A 24,200-nucleotide genomic window follows, 5' to 3' on the forward strand; every position below is an offset into this window, starting at 1 on the left:
CACAGCGAATTCATAGGAGCCGCTCCCGTGACGACACTTGACGCGCCCGAACCGGTACGCCGGAGACTCCCGGCCCCTCGCTACCGACGGGCCGTACTGGCCGCCGGCGTGGCCGCCGCACTCCTCGGCACGCTCGGCAACGCCCCCGCGCCCCGGGCACAGGCCGAGCGGCCCGCGGTTTCCGCCTGCCCGCCCGACTTGCTTGGTAAGGCGACGTGTTACACCGGTCAGGACGCCAACGGGGCGTACTACGCGATGGCTGTGCCGACCCGCTGGAACGGATCCCTCGTCGTGCACGCACACGGCGGACCCGACCTCGGCGACTCCTCGGACCCGGCACGCAGCACCGACGACCTGAACCGGTGGGCGGTGATGGTCGACGAGGGCTACGCCTGGGCCGGCTCGTCCTACCGACGCGGTGGCTACGGCACCCGGATGGCCGCCGCCGACACCGAGAACGTACGCAAGCTGTTCGTCTCGGAGTTCGGCAAGCCGAAGCGGACCTATGTGCACGGCCAGTCCTGGGGCGGCGACGTGGCCGCCAAGGTCGCGGAGACCTACGGCAGACACCCCGGCACCTACGACGGCGCACTGCTCACGAGCGGCGTCCTCGGCGGCGGTTCGCGTGGCTACGACTACCGGGTCGACCTGCGCGTGGTCTACCAGTACTACTGCCACAACCACCCCCGCCCGACCGAGCCGCAGTACCCGCTGTGGCAGGGCCTGCGCACGGACTCCACCATGACGAGCGCCGGGCTCCGAGCCCGTCTGCAGGAGTGCACCGGACTCGCCTCCGCCCCCGCGGACCGGACCGCGCTCCAGCAGCGCAACCTCGACGACATCCTCGCGGTCACCCGCATCCCGGAGCGCTCGCTCGAATCACACCTGCGGTTCGCGACCTTCACGTTCCGGGACATCGTGTCGACCCGCCTCGGCGGCCGCAATCCCTTCAGCAACAGGGGTGTCCGGTACTCGGGCTCACACGACGACAAGGCGCTCAACGCGGGCGTCGAACGCTTCTCGGCCGACCCCGGCGCACGCCGTGACCTCTCCTACGACAGCGACCTGACCGGCAAGGTCTCCATCCCGGTCCTCACGATGCACGCGATCGACGACCCGACGGCCTTCGTCGTGCACGAGGCGGCCTACCGCGCCACTCTCCAGGGTGCGGGCAGGGGCGGCAACCTCGTCCAGACCTTCACGAAGGAGACCGAGCACAGCGCACTGAGCGACTCCGAGTACGCCAACTCCATTGCGGCGCTGGACACTTGGGTCCGTCATGGACACAAGCCGACCGCGCGCTCGATTGCGGCGTCGTGCGCGGCCTTCGACCGGAAGTACGGCAGCGGGTGCTTCTACGACCCGGCGTTCCACCCCGCGCCGTACGCCTCACGGATCCGGCCCCGACCGGGCGGGCTCGCCTGGCCGGCCATGACCGCCGCGCAGGAACGGGCATGGAGCCGCATCGACGGCGTGGGCATCGCTCCGTAGCGGATTTCGCTGGCCTGTCCCCGGGCCGGTCCTGTCGGCCCGGCCCGGGAGGGCTCACTGGACGTAGGTGTAGTGCGGGCTGTCGTACTGAGGCCCGTTCTTCTCGTAGGTGAACCAGTAGGTCAGGGTGGAACCGGTGGCGAGCGTGACGTTCTGTGTCCAGGTGCCGCCGCTGTTGGTCATCCGGAAGTTCTGCTGGCCGGCGCCGTTGATCAGGTAGTGCACATCGACGTACGCCGCGGGTGTGGTCGGAACGAACGTGATCTGCGCCTGACTGGCGCTCACGTGGGTCACCCCGGCGGTGTAGTCCGGCGTCGTCGTGCTCCCGCCGGTGGTTCCGCCCGTCGTACTGCCTGTGGTTCCACCGGTCGTCGTGCCGCCGGTGGTGCTCCCGCTCGGGCTCTGCTGGTAGACCGCGAACCAGTCGACGCTCATGGCGGCACCCGATGTGATGCTGCCCGCCTGTGCGGCCGAACTGCAACCGCAGACCTTGTCGGGGTAGGAACCGGCGATCGCCAGGTCGAAGATGGCCATGAATCCGTGGTCGACGGCCGCCTGCCACGTCGCGACCGACACCTGGTTCTCATTGACGGTGAAGGTCAGATTGCCGTCGAGGTAGAAGCGGAGCTGCTCCGCGGCGGTGTTCGTGCGGTCGATGATCGCGGAGTACGTGTGGTACCCGGTCTGGCAGCCCGCGCACGGCTGAAGGTTGCTGGTGATGCCGTCGGGGTCGTGGCATTCGCCCGCCCACACGCCGCAGTGGAAGGTGGTGGAGTGCTGGCTCAGCGCGTTGACGTCCTCCATGATGTCGAACTCGCCGATGCTCGGCCAGTTCGTCGCGCCGACCGGGCGGGCCGCGCCGCCCATCGCCCAGAACGCGGGCCAATAGCCCAGTCCACTGGCCGGGTTGGGCTGGAGGATGGACGCGCTCATCTGGAGCTGTCCGCCGGCCGGGGCGGCGAAGTCGGTGCGCTGGGTCTCGATGCGTCCCGAGGTCCAGTGGCCGGACCCGTCGCGGAGAGCCTTGATGACCAGGTGTCCCTGGCCGTCCTGGTAGACGTTGTTGGTGGAGTCGGTGGCCGATTCGATCTCGCCCGTTCCCCAGTTGGCGGCACCCCCGGCGTAGCTGGTGCCCAGGTCGTACAGCCAGTCGGTCCGGTTCAGCGCGCTGCCGGAGGCGCCGTTGAAGTCGTCCGAGAAGAGGGTGGTCCAGCCGGTCGGAGCGCCCGGTACGGCCGCCGAGGCGCTGCCGCCGCTACCGATCAGGCCTGCGAGCGCGCCGATGAGCAGCACCAGAGCGCTGCCCAGGACGAGGGGGACGGTTCTCTGTCGGCCGGCCGGCGCACCGGCGGGCGGTGGGGAGGTTGTCATCGTGGTGGTTCTCCCTGTCAGGCGTGCGGGTTGGGAGTGCTGCAGGGGCCTGCCTCCTGGCGGGGCTGGGGAGCAGGTCGTCTCCGTCGTCTGGCGACATGGTCTGCTGACGTTTTTGAGAGCGCTCTCAGAGTGATCATGGGTCCGCGTTTTCCCGTTGTCCTCCTCTGCGTCGGCGCCGCCGCACTGTGGAGCCTGGTGCGCGCGGCTGAACACGGACGATCCGCCATGTCCTGTGGGACGGGCCTGAGTTGGCTGCTCACCGGGCGGAATCGCCGTTTCAATGCAGGAGTGTCCGGCGCGGCTCTCCATGCGTCAATGGCTTCAACGTGATCGGTTGAGGAGCAGGTCTGCTGGCGACGCCCTATGGAGCCCTGGTGAAGGTCCGAACCAAGTTCTGCCGAGCTGCAGAGCGTTCTTCGGTGCTGGGTCGAGCACGGCTTTGTCCCGTTGAGCTGCGGTTCTGTGATGACGGCGCCGGAAGGGAGGTTCTGTCGTCGAGTCGACGGCCCTTGATGTCGCTCTCAGACCTCGCACGGCGGCTTCAGGAGTCGAAGGCAAGTGCTCCGGCACGGTCGGTGAGTTCGAGGTGCTCGATCTCGGCATGTTCGCTGCCGGTCGCTCGCGTGCGTTGGCCGGGTGGTGGACGGGGGCGACCACGGTGGCCGTTAACCCACCGGGCCGGGGCAGGCCACACCTGCTGGCCGCATGTCCCTATTCTTTACCCCATGTTTTCAGCCCCATCGAGCGGCGGGCCGCTCATTTGGTTAACCTGAGGCAGACGGACAGCGACAAGGGGTCCCACCCACACCCATGGTCCGTCCCGGGACAAGCCGGTCACAACGGCCTGCTCTCACACGAGTAACTGGCGCCACCGCGTCCGAACTGCCTATAACCCACGCCCGAGGGGGCTCAGGTACCGGACCGGAGACGGCCGGTGTGCCCCGAGGGTGACCCGACACATAAGGAGTGCGCGGTGACACCGGAGAAGACGAATCGCGAGCAACGCCCCAAGGATCACACGGAGCGTGCGGGCCGCAGGTCCGACGAGCTCGGCAGCCTGGCCGTGTGGGCACGGTCCGCCCCCATCCGTCTCGCGGGCTACGAGGACGACCTCGCCGAGCCCCACATCCTGCCCAGCGTGGACTGACCCCCACGGGACCCATCGCGATCGCCGACAGCATGGGCGTGCGAAAATCACGCCCATGCTGATCAGAGAAGCCGCGGCCGACGACTGGCCGCGGATCTGGCCTTTCTGGCACCGGATCGTCGCCGCGGGCGACACCTACACCTGGGCCCGGGACACCTCCGAAGAGGCGGCCCGGGCCTTGTGGACGAACCCGCCGAAGCGCGTGTACGTCGCCGAGGACGAGACCGGGACCGTCGTCGGCTCGGCCTTCGTCACCCCGAACTACGGCGGCCCCGCCGACCGCATCGCCAACGCCGGCTTCATGGTCGACCCCGACCACGGCGGCCGCGGCATCGGCCGTGCCCTCGCCGAGCACATCCTCACCGCCGCCCGCGAACAGGGCTTCCGGGGCATGGTCTTCAACGCCGTCGTCGAGACCAACCCCGCCGTCAAGCTCTGGCTCTCCCTCGGGTTCACCATCCTGGGCACGGTGCCGGACGCCTTCGACCATCCCCGGGACGGACGCGTGGGCCTGCACGTCATGCACCGCGCTCTTTAGTCGAGCGGTGCCGTCCGCACCCACGGGCGCAGCGTCTCCAGCTCCTCGGCGAGCTCCAGCAGCGCCGCCTCCGAACCCGGCCGCCCCACCAGCTGTACGGCGCAGGGCGCGCCCGAGGGCAGGGTGCCGAACGGGACCGACATGGCGGGCCAGCCGGTGAGGTTCCAAGGGGGCGTCATCGGCGAGTAGTTGGTGTTCGCCAGCACATTCCGCAGCCAGCCCCGCTCGTGCCACGGCCCGGCCTTGGGGGAGCGGCGGGCCAGCGCCGCCGTCAGCAGGATGTCGTACTCGGCGAAGAACGGCGTGAGCCGCTCCCGCAGCCGCTCCCGGCCCTTTCCGGTGCGGACGCTCTTCACGAACCGGCGCCCGATCGCCGCGTGCACCCGGGTCCGCCGCGTCAGCTTCCGCGGGTCGAGCCCCGCCGCGTCCACCGATGTGCCCGCCGTCCAGTGGGCCAGTGAGGTGTTGCTCAGGGACAGCGGATACGGCGGATCGGCGCGCTGCACGGTGTGCCCCGCACTGTTCAGCAATCCGGCCGCCTCCCGGACGGCGGTCGTATACGGCTTGCTGATGGCCACTCCGGCGAGCGGGCTGCGCACGGAGGCGGCGATCTTCCGGGTGGTGGGTCCGTCGGGGCGTACGACCTCGATGTCCGCGATGACCGAAAACAGCAGCCGGGCGTCCTCGACGGTCGTCGCGAGGGGGCCGTTCTCGGACATTCCGAACCAGTCGCCGTCGCCGATGCCGGCCGGGACCACCCCGAACCCCGGCTTGATGGTGACCAGACCGCAGTTGGCCGCCGGGATGCGCAGCGAGCCCATGCCGTCGTTGCCGAGGGCGATCGGGACCATGCCGGCGGCTACGGCAGCCGCACTCCCGCCCGATGAACCGCCCGCCGTGCGGGTGGTGTCCCAGGGGTTGCGGGAGGTGCCGTGGACGCCCTCGGTCGTACCGAAGATGCACAACTCGGGCACGTTCGTCAGCCCGACGACCACCGCGCCCGCCGCCCGCAACCGGGCCACGGTGACATGGTCGTGGTCGGCGGGCGTGTCCGGGGTCGCGGCGGAGCCGACCCGGTTGGACTCGCCGGTCACCGGGAGGTTGTCCTTCACGGCCACCGGCACGCCCGCCAGGGGGAGTTCGGCCAGATCGGCCCGCGCGGCCACCTCGTCGGCCTCCGCGAGGGCGGCCTCCGCCCGTACCACCCGGAACGCCCCGATCCGCCCGTCGAGCCGCTCGATCCGGGCGAGATGCTCGGCCACCACCTCGCGGGGCGTGACCCGCTTCTCGCGTACGGCGGCGGCGATCTCGGCGGCGGTACGGCCGATCCAGCTGGTCACGGGCGCGCTCCTTCTCACTACTCGCGAGTATGTAGGGAGAACTGTGCCTCGGCCGGGGCGGCGCGTCGAGGGGCGGCGAGTCCTGGACAGTCACGCGCGGCCGGTCTTGGACATTCGGGCCCGTCTTCTTGGACTTTTTCGCGGGGCGGTACCGGGCCGGGGTCGCCTGACCTGCTGGTCATCCGATCAATGGCCCAACTTGACCGCTCCCGGGGCCCATTGACAGCCCCTGGGTGCAGTCCAATCATCAGTCGTCCGATCAATCGCGACCGGTGGAGTGGCATGGCTGAGCGCAGGAAGAGACGGTTCCGGTTCATCGGCTTCGCGGCGGTGTTCGCGCTGCTCGTGGTCCCCGCAGTGCCGGCGGTCGCGGTCCAGCAGGAGCGGGCGGTGCCGGTGACCGTGCCCGCGCTCTCCAACTGGACGCCCGAACGCGGGAGTTACGACTTCGAGGCCGGGACCCGACTCGTGGCCGACAGCAGGAGCGAACGCGAGGTCGCCGAGACCCTTGCCGACGACCTCAAGGCGGCCGGTCACGGAACAGTGCCTGTCGTACGGGGCGGCGCCGCCCGGTCCGGCGACATCGTGATCGAAGTCCGGCCGGGCAAGGGCTCGTTGGGTGCGGAAGGCTACGAACTCCAGGTGGGCAAACGGCTGTCGGTGACCGGCGCGACCGAGACCGGCGCCTTCTACGGCACCCGGACCCTCCTCCAACTCCTCGCCCAGGGCGACCACATCCCCGCCGGACGCACGGTCGACGTACCGCGCTACAAGGAACGCGGGGTCGGCGTCTGCGCCTGCTACGTCCATATCTCCCTGCCCTGGCTGGAGAACCTGGTGCGCGAGATGGCGTACCACAAGCTCAACCAACTGCTCCTCGAACTCAAGGTGAAGAGCGCCGCGCACCCCGAGGCGAACACCTGGGGGTACTACACCCAGGACGAGATGCGGCGTCTCGTCGCCCTCGGCGACAAGTACCACGTCGAGATCATCCCCGAGATCAACTCCCCGGGCCACATGGACCCGTGGATAGAGAACCGCCCCGACCTCCAGCTCACCGACAGCGACGGCAACAAGCAACCCGCCCGCCTCGACGTCACCCAGCAGGCCGCGTTCGACTACTACACCAGCCTCATGGACGAGTACGCGCAGGTCTTCACCGCGACGTCCTGGCACATGGGCGCCGACGAGTACATGCTCGGCTCCGACTACTCCAAGTACCCGCAGATGCTGCGCTACGCCCAGGAGAAGTACGGCGCGAACGCCACCCCGCAGGACGCCTACATCGACTTCATCAACCGCGTCCAGGCCTACGCCGCGAGCAAGGGCAAGAAGCTGCGCATCTGGAACGACGGACTCACCGGCGCCAACACCGTGCCGGTCGCGGCGGGCACGACGGTCGAGCACTGGCTGAACGTCACCGAGAAACCGAGTCAACTCATCGCCCAGGGCTACCCGTTGATGAACGCGGCCTACTCCCTCTATCTCGTCCGGGGCGGCTTCCATAGCGACACCGAGGCGCTGTACGACCAGAGTTGGGACCCGCGCAGCTTCGAGGGCGAGAAGCTGACCTCCAGTGACGGCATCACCGGCGCGAAGATCAGCCTCTGGCCCGACAACGGCCGCGGCGAGACCGAGAACGAGGTCACCGCCGACACCGAGCCCGCGCTACGACACCTCGCCCAGGCGACCTGGGGCGACCCGCATCCCGACGCCACATACGCCCAATTCACCGCCCGGGGCACGGCAATTGGGCATGCACCCGGGTGGCGGGACCTGACACGGGTGCCGGTGGCCGACGGGACCTACACCTTCCGGACGGCGGGCGCGACCACCGCTTCCACGGCCACTCCCGTCTCCTTCGACGCCACGGTCCAGCGCACACCGGACGGCTATGCGACGGTACGGACCGCCGACGGCTGCCTGGAGATCCAGGGCGGCAGGCTCACCCTCAACGTGCCGCTCCAGCCCGGGGTTTCGGCGACCCCGGAGCCCTGCGATGCCGCGAACACCATGCAGCGCTGGGAGTTGGCGCCCGTGGCGGGCGGCTACCGGCTCGTGAACGCGATCACGCAGATGGCGCTGAGCGTCGCGGACGACGGCCGGCTCGTGCAGTACCCGCCGGACCAACACCAGCCCGCCACCTGGCATTTGACCGCCCACTGAGCAACCAGAGGAGTCCCACCCCATGGCCCTCTCCAGACGTCTCTTCGTCCTCTCGGCCACCGCACTCGCCGTGAGCGGCACCACCGCCACGGCATCCGCCCTCGCAGCGCCTCCACCCCCGTCCGACTCCCGCTCCCGTATCCCCGTCAGCCCCGACGACACCGAGGCCGAGCTGGTCCGCAAGGCCTCCCAAGTCCGGCCCACCGCACGGCAGGTGGCCTGGCAGAAGCTGGAGCGGACGGCTTTCCTGCACTTCGGCGTGAACACCTTCACCGGCCTGGAGTGGGGGACCGGTGACGAGGACCCGAACGTCTTCCAGCCGACCGGTCTCGACACCGACCAGTGGGCCCGCGCCCTGCGCGACGGCGGCTTCAAGCTCGCCATCCTCACCGTCAAGCACCACGACGGCTTCGTCCTCTACCCCTCCCGCTACACCAACCACACGGTGGCGTACAGCAGTTGGCGTGCGGGGGAGGGCGACGTCCTGCGCTCCTTCGCCGACTCCATGCGGCGGTACGGCCTCAAGGTCGGCGTCTACCTCTCGCCCGCCGACGAGAACCAGTACCTCCACGGCGTCTACGCCAACGGCAGCGCCCGCACCACGCGGACCATCCCGACACTCGTCGACGGCGACGACCGCACCCCGGACGCCCTCTACACGCTGGATGCCACCGACTACGGCGCCCACATGCTCAACACCCTCTACGAAGTGCTGACCGAGTACGGCCCGATCGACGAGGTCTGGTTCGACGGAGCCCAGGGCCGTATCCCGCCGGGCCACGTCGAGGACTACGACTGGGACAGCTGGTACACGCTGGTGAGGTCGCTGGCCCCGGACGCGGCGATCGCCGTGACCGGACCGGACGTGCGGTGGGTCGGCAACGAGGGCGGCACCGCACGGGAGGACGAATGGAGCGTCCTCCCGGTCAAGGAGGAGCAATACGGGCGTACGGACTGGGCGTTGTCGTACGACACCCCCGACCAGGGCAGCCGCAGCGCGCTCGTCTCGGCGCAGCCCGGCACCGACTACCTCCAGTGGTGGCCCGCCGAGTGCGATGTGTCGATCCACGACGGCTGGTTCTACCATCCGGACCAAGCGCCCAAGAGCGTCGAGGAGTTGATCGACATCTACTTCGGCTCGGTCGGCCGCAACGCGGTCCTGCTGCTCAACGTGCCGCCGGACACGGACGGCCTGCTGGCAGCCCCGGACGTGGCACGCCTGCGGGAGTTCCGCGAGCGTGTGGACCGGGAGCTGCCCGAGGACCTGGCACGCGGGGTCCGGACCGCCGTATCGCCGGGCGGGGTCACCGTCGACCTCGGCACCGAACAGGCCGTGGACCGCGTCCGGTTGGCGGAGGACATAGGGCGCTACGGCCAGCAGGTCGAGGCTTTTGTGGTCGAGGCGTACGTCGACAGGGCCTGGACGGAGGTCACCCGCGCCGGAACGATCGGCGCGAGCCGCATCCTGCTGCTGGCCACGCCTGTACGCGCCCGGCGGTGGCGAGTTCGCGTGACGGCAGCCCGCGACGCCGTAAAGATCGCGGAGTTCGGGCTGTACCGGTCGCGGGTCTGAGCGGCCGGGGCCGCCCGGCCTCACATCTCGTTGAGCAGCTTCTCCAGGAAGGCCACCGACTCGGGGGCCGGTGAGGCCACCATGCTCAGCCGGTCCATGACGGCGAGATAGCGGTCGACCTCTTCGGGTTTGTCCAAGTACAGGGCGCTGGTGAGCTGTTCGAGATAGACGATGTCCGGCAGGTCCGGCACCGGGAAGCGCAGCACGGTGATCGGACCGCCGGCGGCGGCATGGCCGCCCACGTGGAACGGCAGCACCTGGAGCGTGACGTTCGGCAGGGCGGCCGTCTCGATGAGGTGCCGCAGCTGCCCGCGCATCACGTCCGCCCCGCCCAGCGGTCGGCGCAGCGCCGCCTCGTCCACCACGACCCACAGCTTCGGAGCGCCGGGTCTGGTGAGCAACTCCTGGCGGGTCATACGGAGTTCGACGCGACGCCGGATCGCGTCCGGGGTGTCGACGGGACGGCCGAGCCGGATGACGGACTCGGCGTACGCGGCGGTCTGCAACAGGCCCGGGATGAACTGGACTTCGTAGGTGCGGATGAGGGAGGTGGCCTCTTCCAGACCCAGGTGCTGCTCGAACCAGGTCGGGAAGGCGTCACCGTACGCGCGCCACCAGCCGGGTTCGTTGGCACGGCGGGCCGACTCCAGGAACTCCTGGCGTGCGTCCGGCTCTTGGAGGCCGTAAAGAGTCAACAGGTCGGCTACGTCGCGCTCCTTGAAGCCGACGCGGCCCAGCTCCATGCGGCAGAGCTTGGCGTCCGAGGCGCGTATCGCCGAAGCGGCCGTGTCCCGGGTGATGTTGAGGGACTCGCGCAGGCGGCGCAGGCGCGTGCCCAGCATGATGCGCTGGACCGTCGGACCGCCGCGCTGAAGGCTCAGCACGTCCGAACCCGAGGGAGCGTATTCCGGTTGAGCTGCAGTCATGTTCATCCCCTCGGCGGTCGCGCCGATACCGTCCGCAAGTTTTCGGGACTCAAAAGAGGATCGTAGCACCGAGGTTCCGGATAACTGCAGGGAGTGAAGGAGCCGGAAGGTGCCGGCCTGTGTTCCGGCGCCTTCCGGCCGATCCGCGGGTTTGCCTGACCTCAGCGGCCGGGGAGTAGGCCGTCGAAGTCGCCGTCCTTCACACCGCGGACGAACGCGGAGATCTCGGCGCTGGTGTAGACGAGCGCCGGACCTTCGGGGTGGCGCGAGTTGCGTACGGCGACCTGGCCGTCGGAGAGCGCGGCCAACTCGACGCAGTTTCCCTCAGGGTTGCTGTGGTGGCTCTTGCGCCACTGCGCGTCGCTCAGCAGGGTCGCCGACATGCCGTTCGCGTGCACTATGTGAGGCCTCATCGCTCCCCCGGAAGATCGAATGCAATTGCAGCTTCAATTGCACCCATTGGTGATGTGGAGGACGATAGCCCTCGGGGGGACCGCTCGCAAGATCGTCTGCAATTGCAGCGGTAATTGCCGATGCACTTGCGTTCGCAGGGGCAGGCGGAGGACGATACTCCGGACGGGGGTAGTGCGCGCAGTTGTTCTCTCTTCCCAGGGGTCTCAGGGGTCGCGATGTCCGCAGAGCAAGACGTACGGCCGGTCGACACCCTGCGCGTCGAGGGGACTTGGCAGTGGCTGTGCCGGGCCGTCGACGAGGTGGGCCGGCCCGAACGCGGCCAGACCGTCACCCTGTTCCCCGCCGCCGGGGACGGGCGTGACCCCGCTCTCTGTTCCGTCCTGGTCGTGCCACCGATGCCTCAATCGGCCCATGTGGCACGGGACTTCACCCGGGCGGCGCTGGCCGACCGGGCCGGTGACGAACTCGTCGACGACATGGCGGTCACGGTGTCGGAACTGGTGAGCAACGCGCTGCGCTACGGCAGGGCGCCCAACTCCCTTACGGAGGCGCAGCCTTCACTGTGGGTCGCGGTGTGGGACCGGCTGCCGTACGCGGTGTGCGCGGTCACCGACGACAGCGAGCGCATACCCGTGGAGGGGCACCCCGACGAGTTCGCGGAGTCCGGGCGCGGTCTGCAGGTGGTCTCCGCGCTGAGCGAGTCGTGGGGCTGGAATCTTCGGGCGGCCGGCGGGAAGACGGTCTGGGCGCTGTTCCGGCTCTGACACGAGTCACGTGAGCGCCTTCGGTGAGAGACGCAGGGAAGAGACGAGAGGCGCAGAAAATGAGAGAGGGGCACCGGTAACTCCGGTGCCCCTCTTCCGTGTTGGTGCTCAGATCTTGCGGCCGATACCGCAGATCGCGTCCACGTCGGACGGGTCGCGGCCCACGTCGACCGGCTCCGGGTGCCACTGCGAGGTGGGCACGATGCCGGGTTCGATGACCTCCAGGCCCTTGAAGTAGGCCGCGATCCGCTCCGGGCCGCGCAGGTGGTACGAGCTGGCGGAGTTGGCGTTGTACACCGAAATCGCCTGGTTCAGCGCCGCGTTGGTGTCGGTGCCGTCGCTCAGCGCGAGGTAGCTGCCCGGGGGCAGGGCGTCCAGGAAGCGGCCCACGACGGACTCGGGCTCGTCCGAGTCCGGGATCTGGCCCAGGATGCCCAGCATCGTCAGCGCGATCGGCTTGCTGAAGTCCAGTGTCTGCGCGGCGACTTCGAGAATGCCCTCGGGGTCGCGCACATCGGCGTCAAGGTAGGCGCAGGCGCCTTCCGGAGTGCTGGTGAGCAGCGCCTGCGCGTGCACCAGCACCAGCGGGTCGTTGTCGACGTACACGATGCGGCTCTCCGGCGCGATGCGCTGCGCGACCTCGTGCGTGTTGTCGACGGTGGGCAGGCCGGTCCCGATGTCGAGGAACTGGCGGATGCCCGCCTCTTCGGCGAGATAGCGCACCGCCCTTACCAGGAAGCGGCGTTGGAGGCGGGCGAGCAGGGCGATGTCCGGGAACATCTGGACGATCATCTCGCCGGCCTCGCGGTCGGCGGCGTAGTTGTCCTTGCCGCCCAGGAGGAAGTTCCACACACGGGCGGAGTGCGGCCGGTCGAGCTGAAGCCGGTCGGCCAGCGGGTCTTCGGAGGTCATGGGCAAAGCCTCACACGAAGTACCCGGCGGTGTCCGGCGATTCGGACTCGAAACGGGGGACACGCCCCCTTTCATGCCCGCGCCGGTCCCGTGCTGTCCCGCTCGATGAGTCGCGGCACCGGCACCCGTACCGTGCGCGCCGGGCCGCCGTCCAGCAGCGCGGTCAACTCCCGCGCCGCCGTACGGCCGAACTCCACGCTGTCCCGGGACAGCGCCGACAGCCACGGCCGGACCATGCGGCACAGCGCGGAGTCCTCCCAGGCGACCACCGACACGTCCGCCGGTACGGAGAAGCCGAGTTCGGTCGCGGCGGCCACCCCGGCGACGGCCATCACGTCGTTGTCGTAGATCAACGCCGTTGGAGGAGCGGGGACTTCGAGGACCCGGCGGGTGACGGCGGCACCCGCGGCGTCCGAGTAGTCGGTGGTCACCGAGTGCACCTCGGTCAGCCCGCGGCGGGCGGCCTCGGCGCGCAGGGCGCGGATACGGCGCTCGGTGTGCGCGAGGCCCGGCAGGCCGGCGATGTGCACGATGCGACGGTGGCCGCGCGCGCACAACTCGTCGACGACAGAGGCCATCGCGCCCGCGTCGTCGGCCCACACCGTCGACAGGCCGGGGTGGCGTTCGTCGGGTGCGCCACCGATCACCACGGCGGGCAGGCCCAGTTCGTCGAGGAGGTCGGGCCGTGGGTCGGCGGTGCGCGGGTCGGCCACCAGGACGCCGTCCACGCGGTGTTCGGCCCACCAGCGCCGATACACCGCGCACTCGTCGTCGACGTCCTCGGCCATCTGGAAGAGCAGGCCGAGATGACGCTCGGCCAGCACCTCCTGGATGCCCGAGACGAGTTGGAGGAAGAACGAGTCGACGCCGAGGGTGTCCGCGGGGCGGGCGAGGACGAAGCCGACCGTCGCCGCACCCTCCCCGGACAGTGCCCGCGCCGCCGTACTGGGCCGCCAGCCCAGCTGTTCCGCGACCCGGCGCACCCGGTCGCGGGTGATCTCGGAGACGCCGGGCCGGCCGTTGAGCGCGAAGGAGACCGCGCTCTCGGACACGCCGGCGCGCTGCGCGATGTCCTTCATCGTCGGCCGACGCGCGGGCGACCGCTTGCCTGACAAGCCTGCACTCCATTCCACCGGTGCCGCGCACTAATGCGCTTGAGTCCGCACACCCTAAAGCGCATTAGTGATCCACCGCAAGAATGCGAACACACCTCGCTGACCAGTGCAGTTGGCCAGAACCGGCCAACTAATGAATTTAGCTGAGCGGAATCCATTGACGGGCCCTGTGAACAGCGTGCAAGGTCTGCCCCGGCACGATTGGCCAACCCCCACTGCAAAGGAGCCACCCTCCGTGCGCATCTCCCGCAGAGTCTTCGCCGCAGCTGCCGCCGCCGTCGTCCTCATGCCGCTGAGCGCCTGCGGCTCCGGGGGAGACGACGGCGGATCGACCGACGCCTCGGGCAAGGTCGAGGGCGACATCACCTTCCAGACCTGGAACCTCCGCGCCAACTTCAAGTCGTACTTCGAGGGCGTGGTCTCCGGCTTCGAGAAGAAGTACCCCGGTACCCATGTGAAGTGGATCGACCAGCCCGCCGAGGGCTACGCCGACAAGATCAGCGCGGACGCCGCCGGCGGCACCCTGCCCGACGTCGTCAACGTCTCCCCGGACCTGGTGGCCCCGCTCGCCAAGGCGGGCCTCGCGCTCGACCTCGACAAGGCAGCAGCCAAGTACAAGAGCGAGTACCTGGCGGGGGCTTGGGCCAGCCACCAGATACCGGGCATGTCCGGGACCTACGCCTTCCCCTGGTACCTGAACACCGGCCCGATGTTCTACAACAAGTCCCTCTTCAAGCAGGCCGGGCTCGACCCCGACCAGCCGCCGAAGACGTACGACGAACTCTTCGCCCAGGCCCTCCAGTTGGCGAAGAAGACCGACGGCAAGGTCGCCACCCTCGCCAACGTCCCCACCGTCGAGGACTTCGGCCGCTACGGCGTCCAGCTCATGAACAAGGCGGGCACCGCCTTCGCCTTCAACGACGCGAAGGGCATCGAACTCCTCACCAAGTACAAGGAGTTGTACGACGCGAAGGCCCTCGACCCGCAGGCGCTCACCGCCACCCCCGAGTCGTCAGGCAAGAAGTTCCTCACCGGGGCCGTCGCCATGAACCCCGGCAGCGCGCTGGACCTCGACAACTTCAAGAAGCAGGCGCCCACCCTGTACAAGAACATCGGCATCACCGACCAGATCACCAGCACCGGGCACGTCAACATGTACGTGATGGGCGTGATGGTCAACTCCAAGACCAAGCACACGGCCGCCTCCGTGGCCTTCGCGCACTACGTCACCGACGCCCAGCAGCAGATGTCGTTCGCGAAGAAGGTCGCCATCTTCCCGAGCACCGCCGGCTCCCTCGACGACCCGTACTTCACCAAGGAGGACGGCACCGACGAGACACGCGTGCGGATCGCCGCCGCCAAGTCCCTGAAGAACGCGGTGAATTACACGCCGGTGCTGTTCAGCGAGCAGATGAAGACCGCGCTGCGCAACGAGGTCGCCAAGGCGCTCCAGGGCAAGGAGAGCCCCAAGTCGGCTCTCGACAACGCTGTCAAGCAGTGCGACACGCTCCTCCAGCAGCAGGGATAGTCCGAGATGGCCCTCTCCACCGTCTCCCGGGTGCGGCGCCAACTGCCCACCAGTCCCTGGCTGTTCGCCGCCCCCGGGCTGCTGATCACCGGCGTGTTCATCCTCTACCCGTTCGGCTCCACACTGGTCAACGCCTTCACTGACCGGCGCACCCTGATCCCGGGCCACTTCGTCGGCTTCGCCAACTTCCGCGAGCTGTGGCACGACGACATGTTCTGGACCGGCCTGCGCAACAGCACCCTGTACATCGTCGGAGTGGTCCCCGCCCTCGTCGTACTCCCGTTGCTGCTCGCCCTGTTGGTCCAGAAGAACATCCCCGGCATCACCTTCTTCCGGTCCGCCTTCTACACCCCGGTCGTCGCGTCGATCGTCGTCGTCGGGCTGATCTGGGTGTGGCTGCTGGACGAACGCGGCCTGGTCAACTCGCTGTTGGAGACGATCGGCGTCGGCCGGATCGGCTTCCTCAGCGACCAGTGGCTGTTGTTGTTCAGTGCCATGGCCGTCACGGTCTGGAAGGGCCTCGGCTACTACATGATCATTTATCTGGCCGCACTCGCCGGCGTGCCGCGTGAGTTGCACGAGGCCGCCTCGGTCGACGGCGCGGGCGCGGTACGGCGCTTCTTCACGGTGACCGTGCCCGCCGTCCGCTCCACGATGGTCCTCGTCGGCGCGCTGTCCTCGGTCGCTGCCTTCAAGGTGTTCTCCGAGGTGTACCTGATGGCGGGCCCGAGCGGCGGACCGGCCGGTGAGGACACCACCCTCGTGATGCTCGTCCAGCGCACCGGTACCGGCCTGACGGGGCGGGTCGGTTACGCCTCCGCCCTCTCCGTGGTGGTCTTCGTCGTCACCGTCGCGCTGATGCTGCTCGTGCTGCGGGCCGACCGGAAGGAGGACTCTTGAGCGTCATCGAGCGCACAAGGCCCGTCCAGGAGACGGCAGTTCGCGAACCCCGCATCACCGACGAGCACGGCCGCCGTATCCGCGTCTGGGAACTCGTCCTGCGCTACGCGCTGTTGCTCATCGTCCTCGCCATCACCGTCGGCCCCTTCGTGTGGCAGCTGTCCACCTCGCTCAAGGGTCCGACCGAGGACATCTACAGCTCGCCGCCGACCTTCCTGCCCGAACACCCCACCCTGCACAACTACAAGCGGGTCGCCGACACCATCCCCGTCTGGGACTACGCCTTCAACTCGCTGAAAGTCGCCGCCGCCAACGTCGTGACGAACTGCGTCGGTTCAGCCCTCGCCGGGTACGCGCTGGCCCGGCTGCGCTACCGGGGTCGCCGCGTCGCCACCCTCGTCTTCATCCTCGCGATGCTCGTGCCGGTGGAGGGCATCATCATCGCCCAGTTCACCACCATGCGGGAGTTGGGCCTCAACAACACCCTGATCGGGGTGGTCCTACCTGGCTGCATCGGCGCGATGAACGTCCTCCTGATGCGCAACGCCTTCCTCAACCTGCCGTACGAGATCGAGGAAGCGGCCTTCGTCGACGGCGCCAACGTGTGGCAGCGGTTCCTGCGGATCGCGCTGCCGTCCGTGAAGGGCACCATCGCGGTCGTCGCGATCTTTGCCTTCATGGGCGCCTGGGACGACTTCCTGTGGCCGCTCATCGTGCTCAGCGACCCGTCCAAGTTCACGCTCACCATCGGCCTCAACTATCTGCACGGCACCTTCGCCAACGACGAACGCCTGGTGGCCGCCGGCACGGTCATCGCCGTCGCACCACTGATCGCCCTCTTCGCCTGCCTCCAGCGGTACTTCTTCCGGGGCGTCGGCGAAGGCGCCGTCAAGGGCTGATCGCCGGTCGACCCCCTCCCGAACGCGCTACAGACTCCTCCCGTACGCACTACAGAACCAGGATCACGATGTCTTCTGCCGTGCGCTTCGGCGTCAACTACACACCCAGCCAAGGGTGGTTCCACCACTGGCTCGACTTCGACCTCGACTCCGTACGCGCCGACCTCGACTCGATCGCCGAGCTGGGCCTCGACCACATCCGCGTCTTCCCGCTGTGGCCGTACTTCCAGCCCAACCGGACCCTGATCCGAACGAAGGCCGTGAAGCAGCTGGTTGAGCTTGTCGACGCGGCCGGCGAACGCGGGCTCGATGTCAACGTCGATGGTCTGCAAGGGCACTTGAGCAGCTTCGACTACCTGCCCGCGTGGACCCGGACCTGGCACCGGCGCAACCTCTTCACCGACCCGGACGTCCTCGACGGCCAGGCCGCCTATCTGCGTACGCTCGCCGCCGCCCTCGCCGACCGCCCCAACTTCATCGGCATGACCCTCGGCAACGAGGTCAACCAGTTCTCGGCCGGCCCGCATCCGGATCCCGACCGGGCGACGGAGGACCAGATCGACTCCTGGCTGGCGCGGATGCTCGCGGCCTGTGGGGAGGGTGCGCCCGGCAAGCCGCATCTGCACGCCGAGTACGACGCGACCTGGTACCAGGACGACATGCCGTTCACCCCGGCCCAGGCCGCCCGGCACGGCGCGATGACGGCCGTCCACTCCTGGGTCTTCAACGGCACCGCCCAACGGCACGGCCGTACTTCCGTGCCGAGCGAACACCACGCCGCGTACCTGATCGAGCTGAGCAAGGCGTGGGCCGAGGAACCGCACCGGCCCGTCTGGCTCCAGGAGGTCGGCGCGCCCCAGCCGCTCGTCCCCGCCGAGCACGCGGCCGACTTCGCCTCCGCGACCATCGCCAACGCCCTGGACTGCCCTGACCTTTGGGGCATCACCTGGTGGTGCTCGCACGACGTGTCCCGTGACCTCGCGGACTTCCCCGAACTCGAGTACGGGCTGGGCCTGTTGACCAACGACCGGCAACCCAAGGACATCGCGCTGGTGTTGGCCGAGGCGGCCCGCGAGCCCGCGTACGAACCCGCCGTCCGCACTACGGCGCTCGTCGTGCCCGCCGATCCGTCGGTCCGCTCGGTCTGCGGTCCCGGCGGGCCGGTGTTCGACGCCTACTTCCGACTCGTCGCCGACGGAGCCCGACCGGCGACCGTCCTCGACGTGCGCGCGGACGACAAGGAACACCTCGCCGCGCGGGGCATCACCGAAGTCGTCACTCCCGACCAGGTACTCCCCACCCCACACGGAGGCACCAGCTCGTGAACCCCCAAGGCCCCACCAGACGCACCGTCCTGATCGCCGGCGCGGCGGCCACCCTGCTGCCCCAACTGCCCACGCCCGCCTTCGCCGCCCCGCAGGCCGCCGCTGTCAACACCGGTCAGCCGTACGCCAGTTACTGGTACCCGGACTCCCTGCCCGCCGGCACCCCGGGCACCGGCATCACCTGGAACAGCTTGAAGACCTGGACCGCCGCCTCGGACGCGGACCTCGCCTTCAACGCCGCCGCCGTCCCCCTGGCCGCACGCTTCACCCCGACCGTCGCGAACGGCACCGCGCGCTCCGGCCAGGCCCGCATCCAGTCCCTGGTCTCCTTCGGACCGACGTCGAGCAACCCCTCGCAGGGCGCGGCCACCGCCGACTACTACGCCCTCACCCACTGGTCCTACCTCGACGAACTCGTCTTCTGGGGCGGCTCCTCCGGCGAGGGCATCATCCTCGCCCCGAACGCGCCCGTCGTCGACGCCGCCCACCGGCACGGCGTCCCCGTCCTCGGCAACATCTTCCTGCCGCCCGTCGCCTACGGCGGACAGCTCCAGTGGACCCGCGACCTGGTCCAGAAGGACTCCGCCGGGCACTACCCGCTGGCCGCCCAACTCGTCGCGGTCGCCACCGCTTACGGCTTCGACGGTTGGTTCGTCAACGCCGAGACCAGCGGCGGTAACACCGCCCTCGGCACCGACATGCAGGGATTCGTCAGCGAGTTGAAGTCCCTCGCCGCCGCGCAGGGGCAGCGGGTCACGTGGTACGACGCGATGACCGTGAACGGGACGGTCAGCTGGCAGGGCGCGCTGAACACGTCGAACCAGGCGTTCTTCGAGGCCGCGAACGACATGTTCATCGACTTCCGGTGGAGTACCAGCACGCTGGCGGCCTCCGGGACCAAGGCGGACGGGCTCGGGCGCAGCCGGTACGAGTTGTGGGCTGGCGTCGATGTCGAGTCCAACGGGTCCAGTACGTCGGTGAGTTGGGACGCGATGGTGCCGACGACCAAGGCGCACATCACGTCGATCGGCTTCTACCGGCCCGAGTGGACGCGGAACCATCTGCCCGCGCGCCGTACCCCGGGCGACTTCCACGCGGCCGACGACCGCTTCTGGACCGGGCGTTCGCTCGACCCTTCGGTGCCGGACAGCACGGACACCTGGCGGGCACCGGCGGTGTCGGTCGCGGACCGGTCGACGGTGGGTGGCGCGCTGCCGTTCGCGAGTGTTTTCAACACCGGGCACGGGCTGCGCTGGTACGAGGACGGGGCGGTCACCTCGGACGCGGCATGGAACCACCTGGGGCTTCAGGACCGGCTGCCGTCGCGGCGGTGGGTGGTGCGGACGGTGGGGCAACGGCCCACGGTGACCTTCGACTTCGCGGACGCGTGGCGAGGCGGCAGCAGTGTGCTGGTCTCCGGTGTACTGAATCAACCGACGACTGTGGATGTGTACGGTTCACAGCTGCCGATCGGTGATGACACGGTGGTCGACCTGACGTTCCGCACCGACAGTGGCAGCGGCAGTGTGAACGTGGAGCTGGCCGTCGCCACGGCCGAGCCGAGCACTGCGGGGTCGACACCGCCGTACACCTATCTGCCTGTGAACTCGGTTAACGGCGTGCGGGCTGTGGCGGATGTCAACGGCTGGCAGACGGTGACCGTGCCGCTCACAGGGCTTTCCGGCACGCTGCACGCGATCGGCGTACGGCTGATCGCGGCCGATGCGAGCGGGAGCACTGTGAACTGGCGGCTCGGCGGTATAGCTGTTCGCGAGGTCAACGACACTCAGTCGCCCGCCGCCCCCTCCAGCCTGCGGATCACCGCCGCCACCGGCGGCGACCTGCGCTTCGCCTGGGACGCCGCGCCCGATGCCGTACGCCAGTACACCCTCCACCGCCTCCTCCCCGACGGCACCCGGCGTTTCCTCGGCGGCACCTGCCAGAGTGCCTTCTTCGTCGGTGGGCTGCAGGCCGAACAGGGCGAGCAGCAGGCGTGGTTCGAACTGCGCGCGACAGGGGAGCTCTACACAGCGTCGGCCCCCGTGACCGTCGCGCACACCTGGTGACACCCGCCCGGTGACACCCATCTGTCAACACCCGTGACCCAACCCGCAACCGAGCTACGGAGCACCCCACATGCATGACGACCGCAGCCTGGTCGAAGCCCGCCTCAAGCGCGTCCTCGAAGAGCGCATCCGTCCCGCCGTGTATCCCGAGTCCGTGCCGCTGGAGGTGGCCGTCTGGCACGCGCCCGACGAGCCGGTGCCCGTGGCCGAGGGGCTCGCGGGCACACCCGAACCGATCGAGGTGGGTGCCCGGTGGGGTGCTCCCTGGGGCACGAGTTGGTTCCGGGTCACCGGGACCGTCCCCCAGGAGTGGGCCGGGAAGACCGTCGAGGCGCTGCTCGACCTCGGCTTCGACGAGAACATGCCCGGCTTCCAGTGCGAGGGCCTCGTGTACCGGCCCGACGGCACCCCGGTGAAGGGCCTCAACCCGCGCAACCAGTGGGTGAGGATCGGGGCGCCCGTCGCCGGCGGCGAGGAGGTGCGGCTGCACATCGAGGCCGCCTCGAACCCCGTCGTCCTCGACTACCACCCCTTCCTGCCCACGCAGTTGGGCGACAAGGAGACAGCCGGCAGCGAGCCCCAGTACAAGCTCACCCGGATGGACCTTGCCGTCCTCGACGAGAACGTCTGGCACCTCGTCCTCGATCTGGAGGTGGTCGGCGAGCTGATGGCCGAGCTGCCGGTGGACTCGGCCCGGCGCTGGGACCTGCTGCGGGCGATCGAGAAGGCGCTGGACGCCGTCGACCTCCAGGACGTCAACGGCACGGCGGAGCGCGCCCGTTCACAGCTGGCGGCGGTCCTGTCGACGCCCGCCGTGCCGTCCGCGCACCGCATCAGCGCGATCGGGCACGCGCACATCGACTCCGCGTGGCTGTGGCCGCTGCGCGAGACGGTCCGCAAGGTGGCGCGCACAACGTCCAATATGACGGCCCTGCTTGAGGACGAGCCCGACTTCATCTTCGCCATGTCCCAGGCCCAGCAGTGGGCCTGGGTGAAGGAGCACCGGCCCGAGGTGTGGGCGCGGGTCAAGAAGGCGGTGGCGGACGGGCGGTTCGTGCCGGCCGGTGGCATGTGGGTGGAGTCGGACACCAACATGCCGGGCTCGGAGGCGATGGCCCGTCAGTTCGTGCACGGTAAGCGGTTCTTCCTCGACGAGTTCGGCATCGAGAACGAGGAGGCCTGGCTGCCCGACACCTTCGGCTTCGCGGCCGGACTCCCGCAGATCATCAAGGCGGCGGGCTCCAAGTGGCTGCTGACCCAGAAGATCTCGTGGTCCCAGACGAACAAGTTCCCGCACCACACCTTCCGTTGGGAGGGCATCGACGGCACCCGGATCTTCACCCACTTCCCGCCCGTCGACACCTACAACTGCTCCATGCAGGGCCGCGAGATCGCCCACGCGGCACGCAACTTCAAGGACAAGGGCGTCGCCCGGCACTCCCTCGCGCCCACCGGCTGGGGTGACGGAGGCGGCGGCACGACGCGAGAGATGGTCGCCAAGGCGGCCCGCCTGCACGACCTCGAAGGCTCGGCGACCGTGGCCTGGGAGACCCCGAAGGAGTTCTTCGAGAAGGCCGAGGCCGAATACCCCGAACCACCGGTCTGGGTGGGCGAGTTGTACCTCGAACTCCACCGCGCCACCCTCACCAGCCAGGCCAAGACCAAGCAGGGCAACCGCCGCAGCGAACACCTCCTGCGCGAGGCCGAGTTGTGGGCGGCGACAGCGGCGGTCCGGGCCGGAGTCCCGTACCCGTACGAGGACTTGGACCGGATCTGGAAGACGGTGCTGCTGCACCAGTTCCACGACATCCTGCCCGGCTCGTCCATCGCCTGGGTGCACCGCGAGGCCCGCCGGACGTACGAGCGGATCGCCGGGGAACTGAACGCCATCATCGACGCGGCCCAACGCGCGCTGGCGGGCGAGGGCACGACCTCGCTCCTCTTCAACTCGGCGCCCCACACCCGCGAAGGCGTCCCAGCGGGCGGCGCGCAGACCCCGGCGCTCCAGGGCGAGACGGCGCTCGCGACCCGGGTCGGCGGCGGACACGTACTGGAGAACGGCCTCCTCCGCGTCGAGATCGACGGCCGGGGCCTCGTCGTCTCCGCCTACGACATCGAGGCCGACCGCGAGACCATCGCCCCCGGCCGGGCCGCGAACCTGCTCCAACTCCACCCGGACTTCCCGAACATGTGGGACGCCTGGGACGTCGACGAGTTCTACCGCAACACGGTCACCGATCTCACGGACGCGGACGAGGTCGTGGCCGACGGGAACGCCGTGCGGATCGTACGGTCCTTCGGCGAGTCCAAGGTCACCCAACTCCTGTCCCTGGCACCCGGGGAGCGGCGGTTGCTCATCGACACCGAGGTCGACTGGCACGAGACCGAGAAGTTCCTCAAGCTCGCCTTCCCGCTCGACGTGCACGCCGAACGGTACGCGTCCGAGACCCAGTTCGGGCACTTCCACCGCCCCACGCACACCAACACCTCATGGGAGGCAGCCAAGTTCGAGGCCTGCAACCACCGCTTCGTGCACATGGAGGAACCCGGCTGGGGCGTCGCCGTCGTCAACGACTCGACGTACGGCCACGATGTGACCCGCACGGTCCGCGGTGACGGCGACAACGGTACGACCACCACGGTCCGCGTCTCTCTCCTCCGCGCCCCGCGCTTCCCGGACCCTGAGACCGACCAGGGCGTCCACCGTTTCCGGCACGCACTGGTGCCGGGCGCGGGCATCGGCGACGCGGTGCGCGAGGGCTGGCGGATCAACCTGCCGGAGCGGCGAGTTGAGGGTGGCCAGGAGGTCGCGCCACTGGTGAGCGTCGACCGGGACGCGGTCGTCGTCACGGCGGTGAAACTGGCCGACGACGGGAGCGGCGACGTCGTGGTCCGCTTCCACGAGGCGCACGGGGGGCGGGCCAGGGCGACACTCACGGTCGGCTTCGAGTTCGACGCGGTCGAGGTCGTAGACCTGCTGGAGCGGCCGTCGGTCGACGCCAAGGAAGTGACCCGTGAGGGCGATCAACTCGCCTTGCGGCTGCGCCCGTTCGAGCTGGTGACACTGCGGCTCGGACGCTCCTGACCCGGTACGCCTTTCGCCGACGGCCGTGATCGCCCGATGATGTGGCGATGAGACGAAGAACGGCCGTCGGTCAGGCCTGGGCCTCCCAACCGGATCCGCTACTGGCGCTCGCCCGGCAGGAGTTGGAGTTCTACGCGGGGGCGTGCGACCGGGCTAGGTGGCTGCACTACACGACGGAGCTCGGCGCGCTCGCCGCCACGTCCGCGACGGTCGTGGCGGCGGGCCTGCACGCACCCGCCTGGCTCACCGCCCTGATCGCGGGCAGCGCCGTCTTCTTCACCGGCATGCGCCAACTCTTCAGCCCTGGCTCACGCTGGGTCCTGGCCGCACAGGCGCGGGAGAGCCTGCGGCGGGCGATCGACCGCTACCTGCTGCTCCCGCAGGCCGACCGTGACACGGACGCGCGGGCCGCCCTGCACCGCGCGATCGACGAGGTGGGCACCAGCGAACTGCGCGGATGGGCGGAGGTCCAGGGTCAACGGGGCGAACCACCGCTGCCCACCGGGGGTGCGTGAATGCCGGGACGGGGCGGAGGCTCTCGGTTGTTTGCTGCGGGTGCGAGGGGGCTGGCCGCGCAGTTCCCCGCGCCCCTGGAGGTGGCTACCCCTGTCCGCTGTTCGCCGTGGGCCTGTGACGA

At 69.3% G+C, this 24,200-nt stretch carries 19 protein-coding genes; 13 read left to right on the forward strand and 6 right to left on the reverse strand.

The features are described 5' to 3' along the window. The first annotated feature begins 27 nt into the window (after window positions 1-27). A complete protein-coding gene (locus OG588_RS44405; RefSeq protein ID WP_405952216.1) occupies window positions 28-1,491 on the forward strand; it encodes an alpha/beta hydrolase family protein in 1,464 nt (487 codons plus the stop codon). A gap of 54 nt (window positions 1,492-1,545) precedes the next feature. On the opposite strand, the gene OG588_RS44410 is transcribed toward OG588_RS44405, so the two are convergent. Beyond that, complete coding sequence (locus tag OG588_RS44410) at window positions 1,546-2,862, reverse strand: glycoside hydrolase family 16 protein (RefSeq protein WP_405952217.1); 1,317 nt, start codon at window positions 2,860-2,862, stop codon at window positions 1,546-1,548. Between the two features lie 976 nt (window positions 2,863-3,838). Between OG588_RS44410 and OG588_RS44415 the strand changes: the two genes are divergently transcribed. Continuing rightward, window positions 3,839-4,012 (forward strand): hypothetical protein, encoded by a 174-nt coding sequence (locus OG588_RS44415; RefSeq protein ID WP_405952218.1) that lies wholly within the window; start codon window positions 3,839-3,841, stop codon window positions 4,010-4,012. Window positions 4,013-4,067: 55 nt separating this feature from the next. After that, window positions 4,068-4,550 carry an N-acetyltransferase gene (locus OG588_RS44420; protein WP_360072857.1) on the forward strand — a complete coding sequence of 161 codons (483 nt, stop codon included), beginning with the start codon at window positions 4,068-4,070 and terminating at the stop codon, window positions 4,548-4,550. Here the strand turns inward: OG588_RS44420 and OG588_RS44425 are convergent. Next, window positions 4,547-5,890: an amidase gene (locus OG588_RS44425; protein ID WP_405952219.1), complete on the reverse strand. Its 1,344-nt coding sequence runs from the start codon at window positions 5,888-5,890 to the stop codon at window positions 4,547-4,549. The two genes, OG588_RS44420 and OG588_RS44425, sit on opposite strands and share 4 nt — an antisense overlap. Window positions 5,891-6,172: 282 nt before the next feature. Between OG588_RS44425 and OG588_RS44430 the strand changes: the two genes are divergently transcribed. Both OG588_RS44430 and OG588_RS44435 read left to right on the forward strand, forming a co-directional pair. Continuing rightward, on the forward strand, window positions 6,173-8,056 hold the full coding sequence (locus OG588_RS44430) for a family 20 glycosylhydrolase (RefSeq protein ID WP_405952220.1): 1,884 nt from the start codon (window positions 6,173-6,175) through the stop codon (window positions 8,054-8,056). A gap of 22 nt (window positions 8,057-8,078) precedes the next feature. Then, window positions 8,079-9,629, forward strand: coding sequence for an alpha-L-fucosidase (locus tag OG588_RS44435; protein ID WP_405952221.1), 1,551 nt, complete (start codon window positions 8,079-8,081; stop codon window positions 9,627-9,629). Between the two features lie 20 nt (window positions 9,630-9,649). Here the strand turns inward: OG588_RS44435 and OG588_RS44440 are convergent, their stop codons facing one another. Together OG588_RS44440 and OG588_RS44445 are read right to left on the reverse strand one after the other, a co-directional pair. Beyond that, window positions 9,650-10,555 (reverse strand): helix-turn-helix domain-containing protein, encoded by a 906-nt coding sequence (locus OG588_RS44440; RefSeq protein WP_405952222.1) that lies wholly within the window; start codon window positions 10,553-10,555, stop codon window positions 9,650-9,652. A 161-nt stretch (window positions 10,556-10,716) separates the two neighbouring features. Continuing rightward, on the reverse strand, window positions 10,717-10,968 hold the full coding sequence (locus OG588_RS44445; RefSeq protein WP_043258266.1) for a DUF397 domain-containing protein: 252 nt from the start codon (window positions 10,966-10,968) through the stop codon (window positions 10,717-10,719). Between the two features lie 216 nt (window positions 10,969-11,184). Between OG588_RS44445 and OG588_RS44450 the strand changes: the two genes are divergently transcribed. Further along, window positions 11,185-11,733, forward strand: coding sequence for an ATP-binding protein (locus OG588_RS44450; RefSeq protein WP_405952223.1), 549 nt, complete (start codon window positions 11,185-11,187; stop codon window positions 11,731-11,733). Window positions 11,734-11,841: 108 nt separating this feature from the next. On the opposite strand, the gene OG588_RS44455 is transcribed toward OG588_RS44450, so the two are convergent. Both OG588_RS44455 and OG588_RS44460 read right to left on the reverse strand, forming a co-directional pair. Beyond that, the gene (locus OG588_RS44455) at window positions 11,842-12,645 is read right to left on the reverse strand and encodes an SAM-dependent methyltransferase (protein WP_405952224.1); all 804 of its coding nucleotides are present in this window, start codon (window positions 12,643-12,645) and stop codon (window positions 11,842-11,844) included. Window positions 12,646-12,716: 71 nt separating this feature from the next. Then, the gene (locus OG588_RS44460; RefSeq protein ID WP_405953371.1) at window positions 12,717-13,724 is read right to left on the reverse strand and encodes a LacI family DNA-binding transcriptional regulator; all 1,008 of its coding nucleotides are present in this window, start codon (window positions 13,722-13,724) and stop codon (window positions 12,717-12,719) included. A 271-nt stretch (window positions 13,725-13,995) separates the two neighbouring features. On the opposite strand from OG588_RS44460, the gene OG588_RS44465 reads away from it, so the two are divergent. From OG588_RS44465 to OG588_RS44495, 7 genes are all read left to right on the forward strand, one after another. Further along, window positions 13,996-15,288, forward strand: coding sequence for an ABC transporter substrate-binding protein (locus OG588_RS44465; RefSeq protein WP_405952225.1), 1,293 nt, complete (start codon window positions 13,996-13,998; stop codon window positions 15,286-15,288). Between the two features lie 6 nt (window positions 15,289-15,294). Further along, window positions 15,295-16,188: a carbohydrate ABC transporter permease gene (locus OG588_RS44470; protein WP_405952226.1), complete on the forward strand. Its 894-nt coding sequence runs from the start codon at window positions 15,295-15,297 to the stop codon at window positions 16,186-16,188. Further along, a complete protein-coding gene (locus OG588_RS44475) occupies window positions 16,185-17,087 on the forward strand; it encodes a carbohydrate ABC transporter permease (RefSeq protein ID WP_405952227.1) in 903 nt (300 codons plus the stop codon). The genes OG588_RS44470 and OG588_RS44475 overlap by 4 nt, the downstream gene beginning before the upstream one ends. Before the next feature lie 68 nt (window positions 17,088-17,155). Then, the gene (locus OG588_RS44480; RefSeq protein ID WP_405952228.1) at window positions 17,156-18,412 is read left to right on the forward strand and encodes a glycosyl hydrolase; all 1,257 of its coding nucleotides are present in this window, start codon (window positions 17,156-17,158) and stop codon (window positions 18,410-18,412) included. Further along, window positions 18,409-20,478: an endo-beta-N-acetylglucosaminidase gene (locus OG588_RS44485; protein ID WP_405952229.1), complete on the forward strand. Its 2,070-nt coding sequence runs from the start codon at window positions 18,409-18,411 to the stop codon at window positions 20,476-20,478. Before OG588_RS44480 ends, OG588_RS44485 begins: the two co-directional genes overlap by 4 nt. A 70-nt stretch (window positions 20,479-20,548) precedes the next feature. Continuing rightward, window positions 20,549-23,563 carry an alpha-mannosidase gene (locus tag OG588_RS44490; RefSeq protein WP_405952230.1) on the forward strand — a complete coding sequence of 1,005 codons (3,015 nt, stop codon included), beginning with the start codon at window positions 20,549-20,551 and terminating at the stop codon, window positions 23,561-23,563. Between the two features lie 47 nt (window positions 23,564-23,610). Then, the gene (locus OG588_RS44495) at window positions 23,611-24,078 is read left to right on the forward strand and encodes a DUF4231 domain-containing protein (protein ID WP_405952231.1); all 468 of its coding nucleotides are present in this window, start codon (window positions 23,611-23,613) and stop codon (window positions 24,076-24,078) included. Window positions 24,079-24,200: the final 122 nt, after the last annotated feature.

This window comes from Streptomyces prunicolor (assembly GCF_045162825.1).
GTDB lineage: Bacteria > Actinomycetota > Actinomycetes > Streptomycetales > Streptomycetaceae > Streptomyces > Streptomyces prunicolor.

Excerpts from the sequence above, each read along its gene's own strand:
- OG588_RS44490 (WP_405952230.1), top strand. The coding sequence starts at position 20,549 with ATGCATGACGACCGCAGCCTGGTCGAAGCCCGCCTCAAGCGCGTCCTC.
- OG588_RS44420 (WP_360072857.1), top strand. The coding sequence starts at position 4,068 with ATGCTGATCAGAGAAGCCGCGGCCGACGACTGGCCGCGGATCTGGCCT.
- OG588_RS44440 (WP_405952222.1), bottom strand. The coding sequence starts at position 10,555 with ATGACTGCAGCTCAACCGGAATACGCTCCCTCGGGTTCGGACGTGCTG.
- OG588_RS44480 (WP_405952228.1), top strand. The coding sequence starts at position 17,156 with ATGTCTTCTGCCGTGCGCTTCGGCGTCAACTACACACCCAGCCAAGGG.
- OG588_RS44455 (WP_405952224.1), bottom strand. The coding sequence starts at position 12,645 with ATGACCTCCGAAGACCCGCTGGCCGACCGGCTTCAGCTCGACCGGCCG.
- OG588_RS44445 (WP_043258266.1), bottom strand. The coding sequence starts at position 10,968 with ATGAGGCCTCACATAGTGCACGCGAACGGCATGTCGGCGACCCTGCTG.
- OG588_RS44430 (WP_405952220.1), top strand. The coding sequence starts at position 6,173 with ATGGCTGAGCGCAGGAAGAGACGGTTCCGGTTCATCGGCTTCGCGGCG.
- OG588_RS44410 (WP_405952217.1), bottom strand. The coding sequence starts at position 2,862 with ATGACAACCTCCCCACCGCCCGCCGGTGCGCCGGCCGGCCGACAGAGA.
- OG588_RS44470 (WP_405952226.1), top strand. The coding sequence starts at position 15,295 with ATGGCCCTCTCCACCGTCTCCCGGGTGCGGCGCCAACTGCCCACCAGT.
- OG588_RS44460 (WP_405953371.1), bottom strand. The coding sequence starts at position 13,724 with ATGAAGGACATCGCGCAGCGCGCCGGCGTGTCCGAGAGCGCGGTCTCC.
- OG588_RS44450 (WP_405952223.1), top strand. The coding sequence starts at position 11,185 with ATGTCCGCAGAGCAAGACGTACGGCCGGTCGACACCCTGCGCGTCGAG.
- OG588_RS44495 (WP_405952231.1), top strand. The coding sequence starts at position 23,611 with ATGAGACGAAGAACGGCCGTCGGTCAGGCCTGGGCCTCCCAACCGGAT.
- OG588_RS44435 (WP_405952221.1), top strand. The coding sequence starts at position 8,079 with ATGGCCCTCTCCAGACGTCTCTTCGTCCTCTCGGCCACCGCACTCGCC.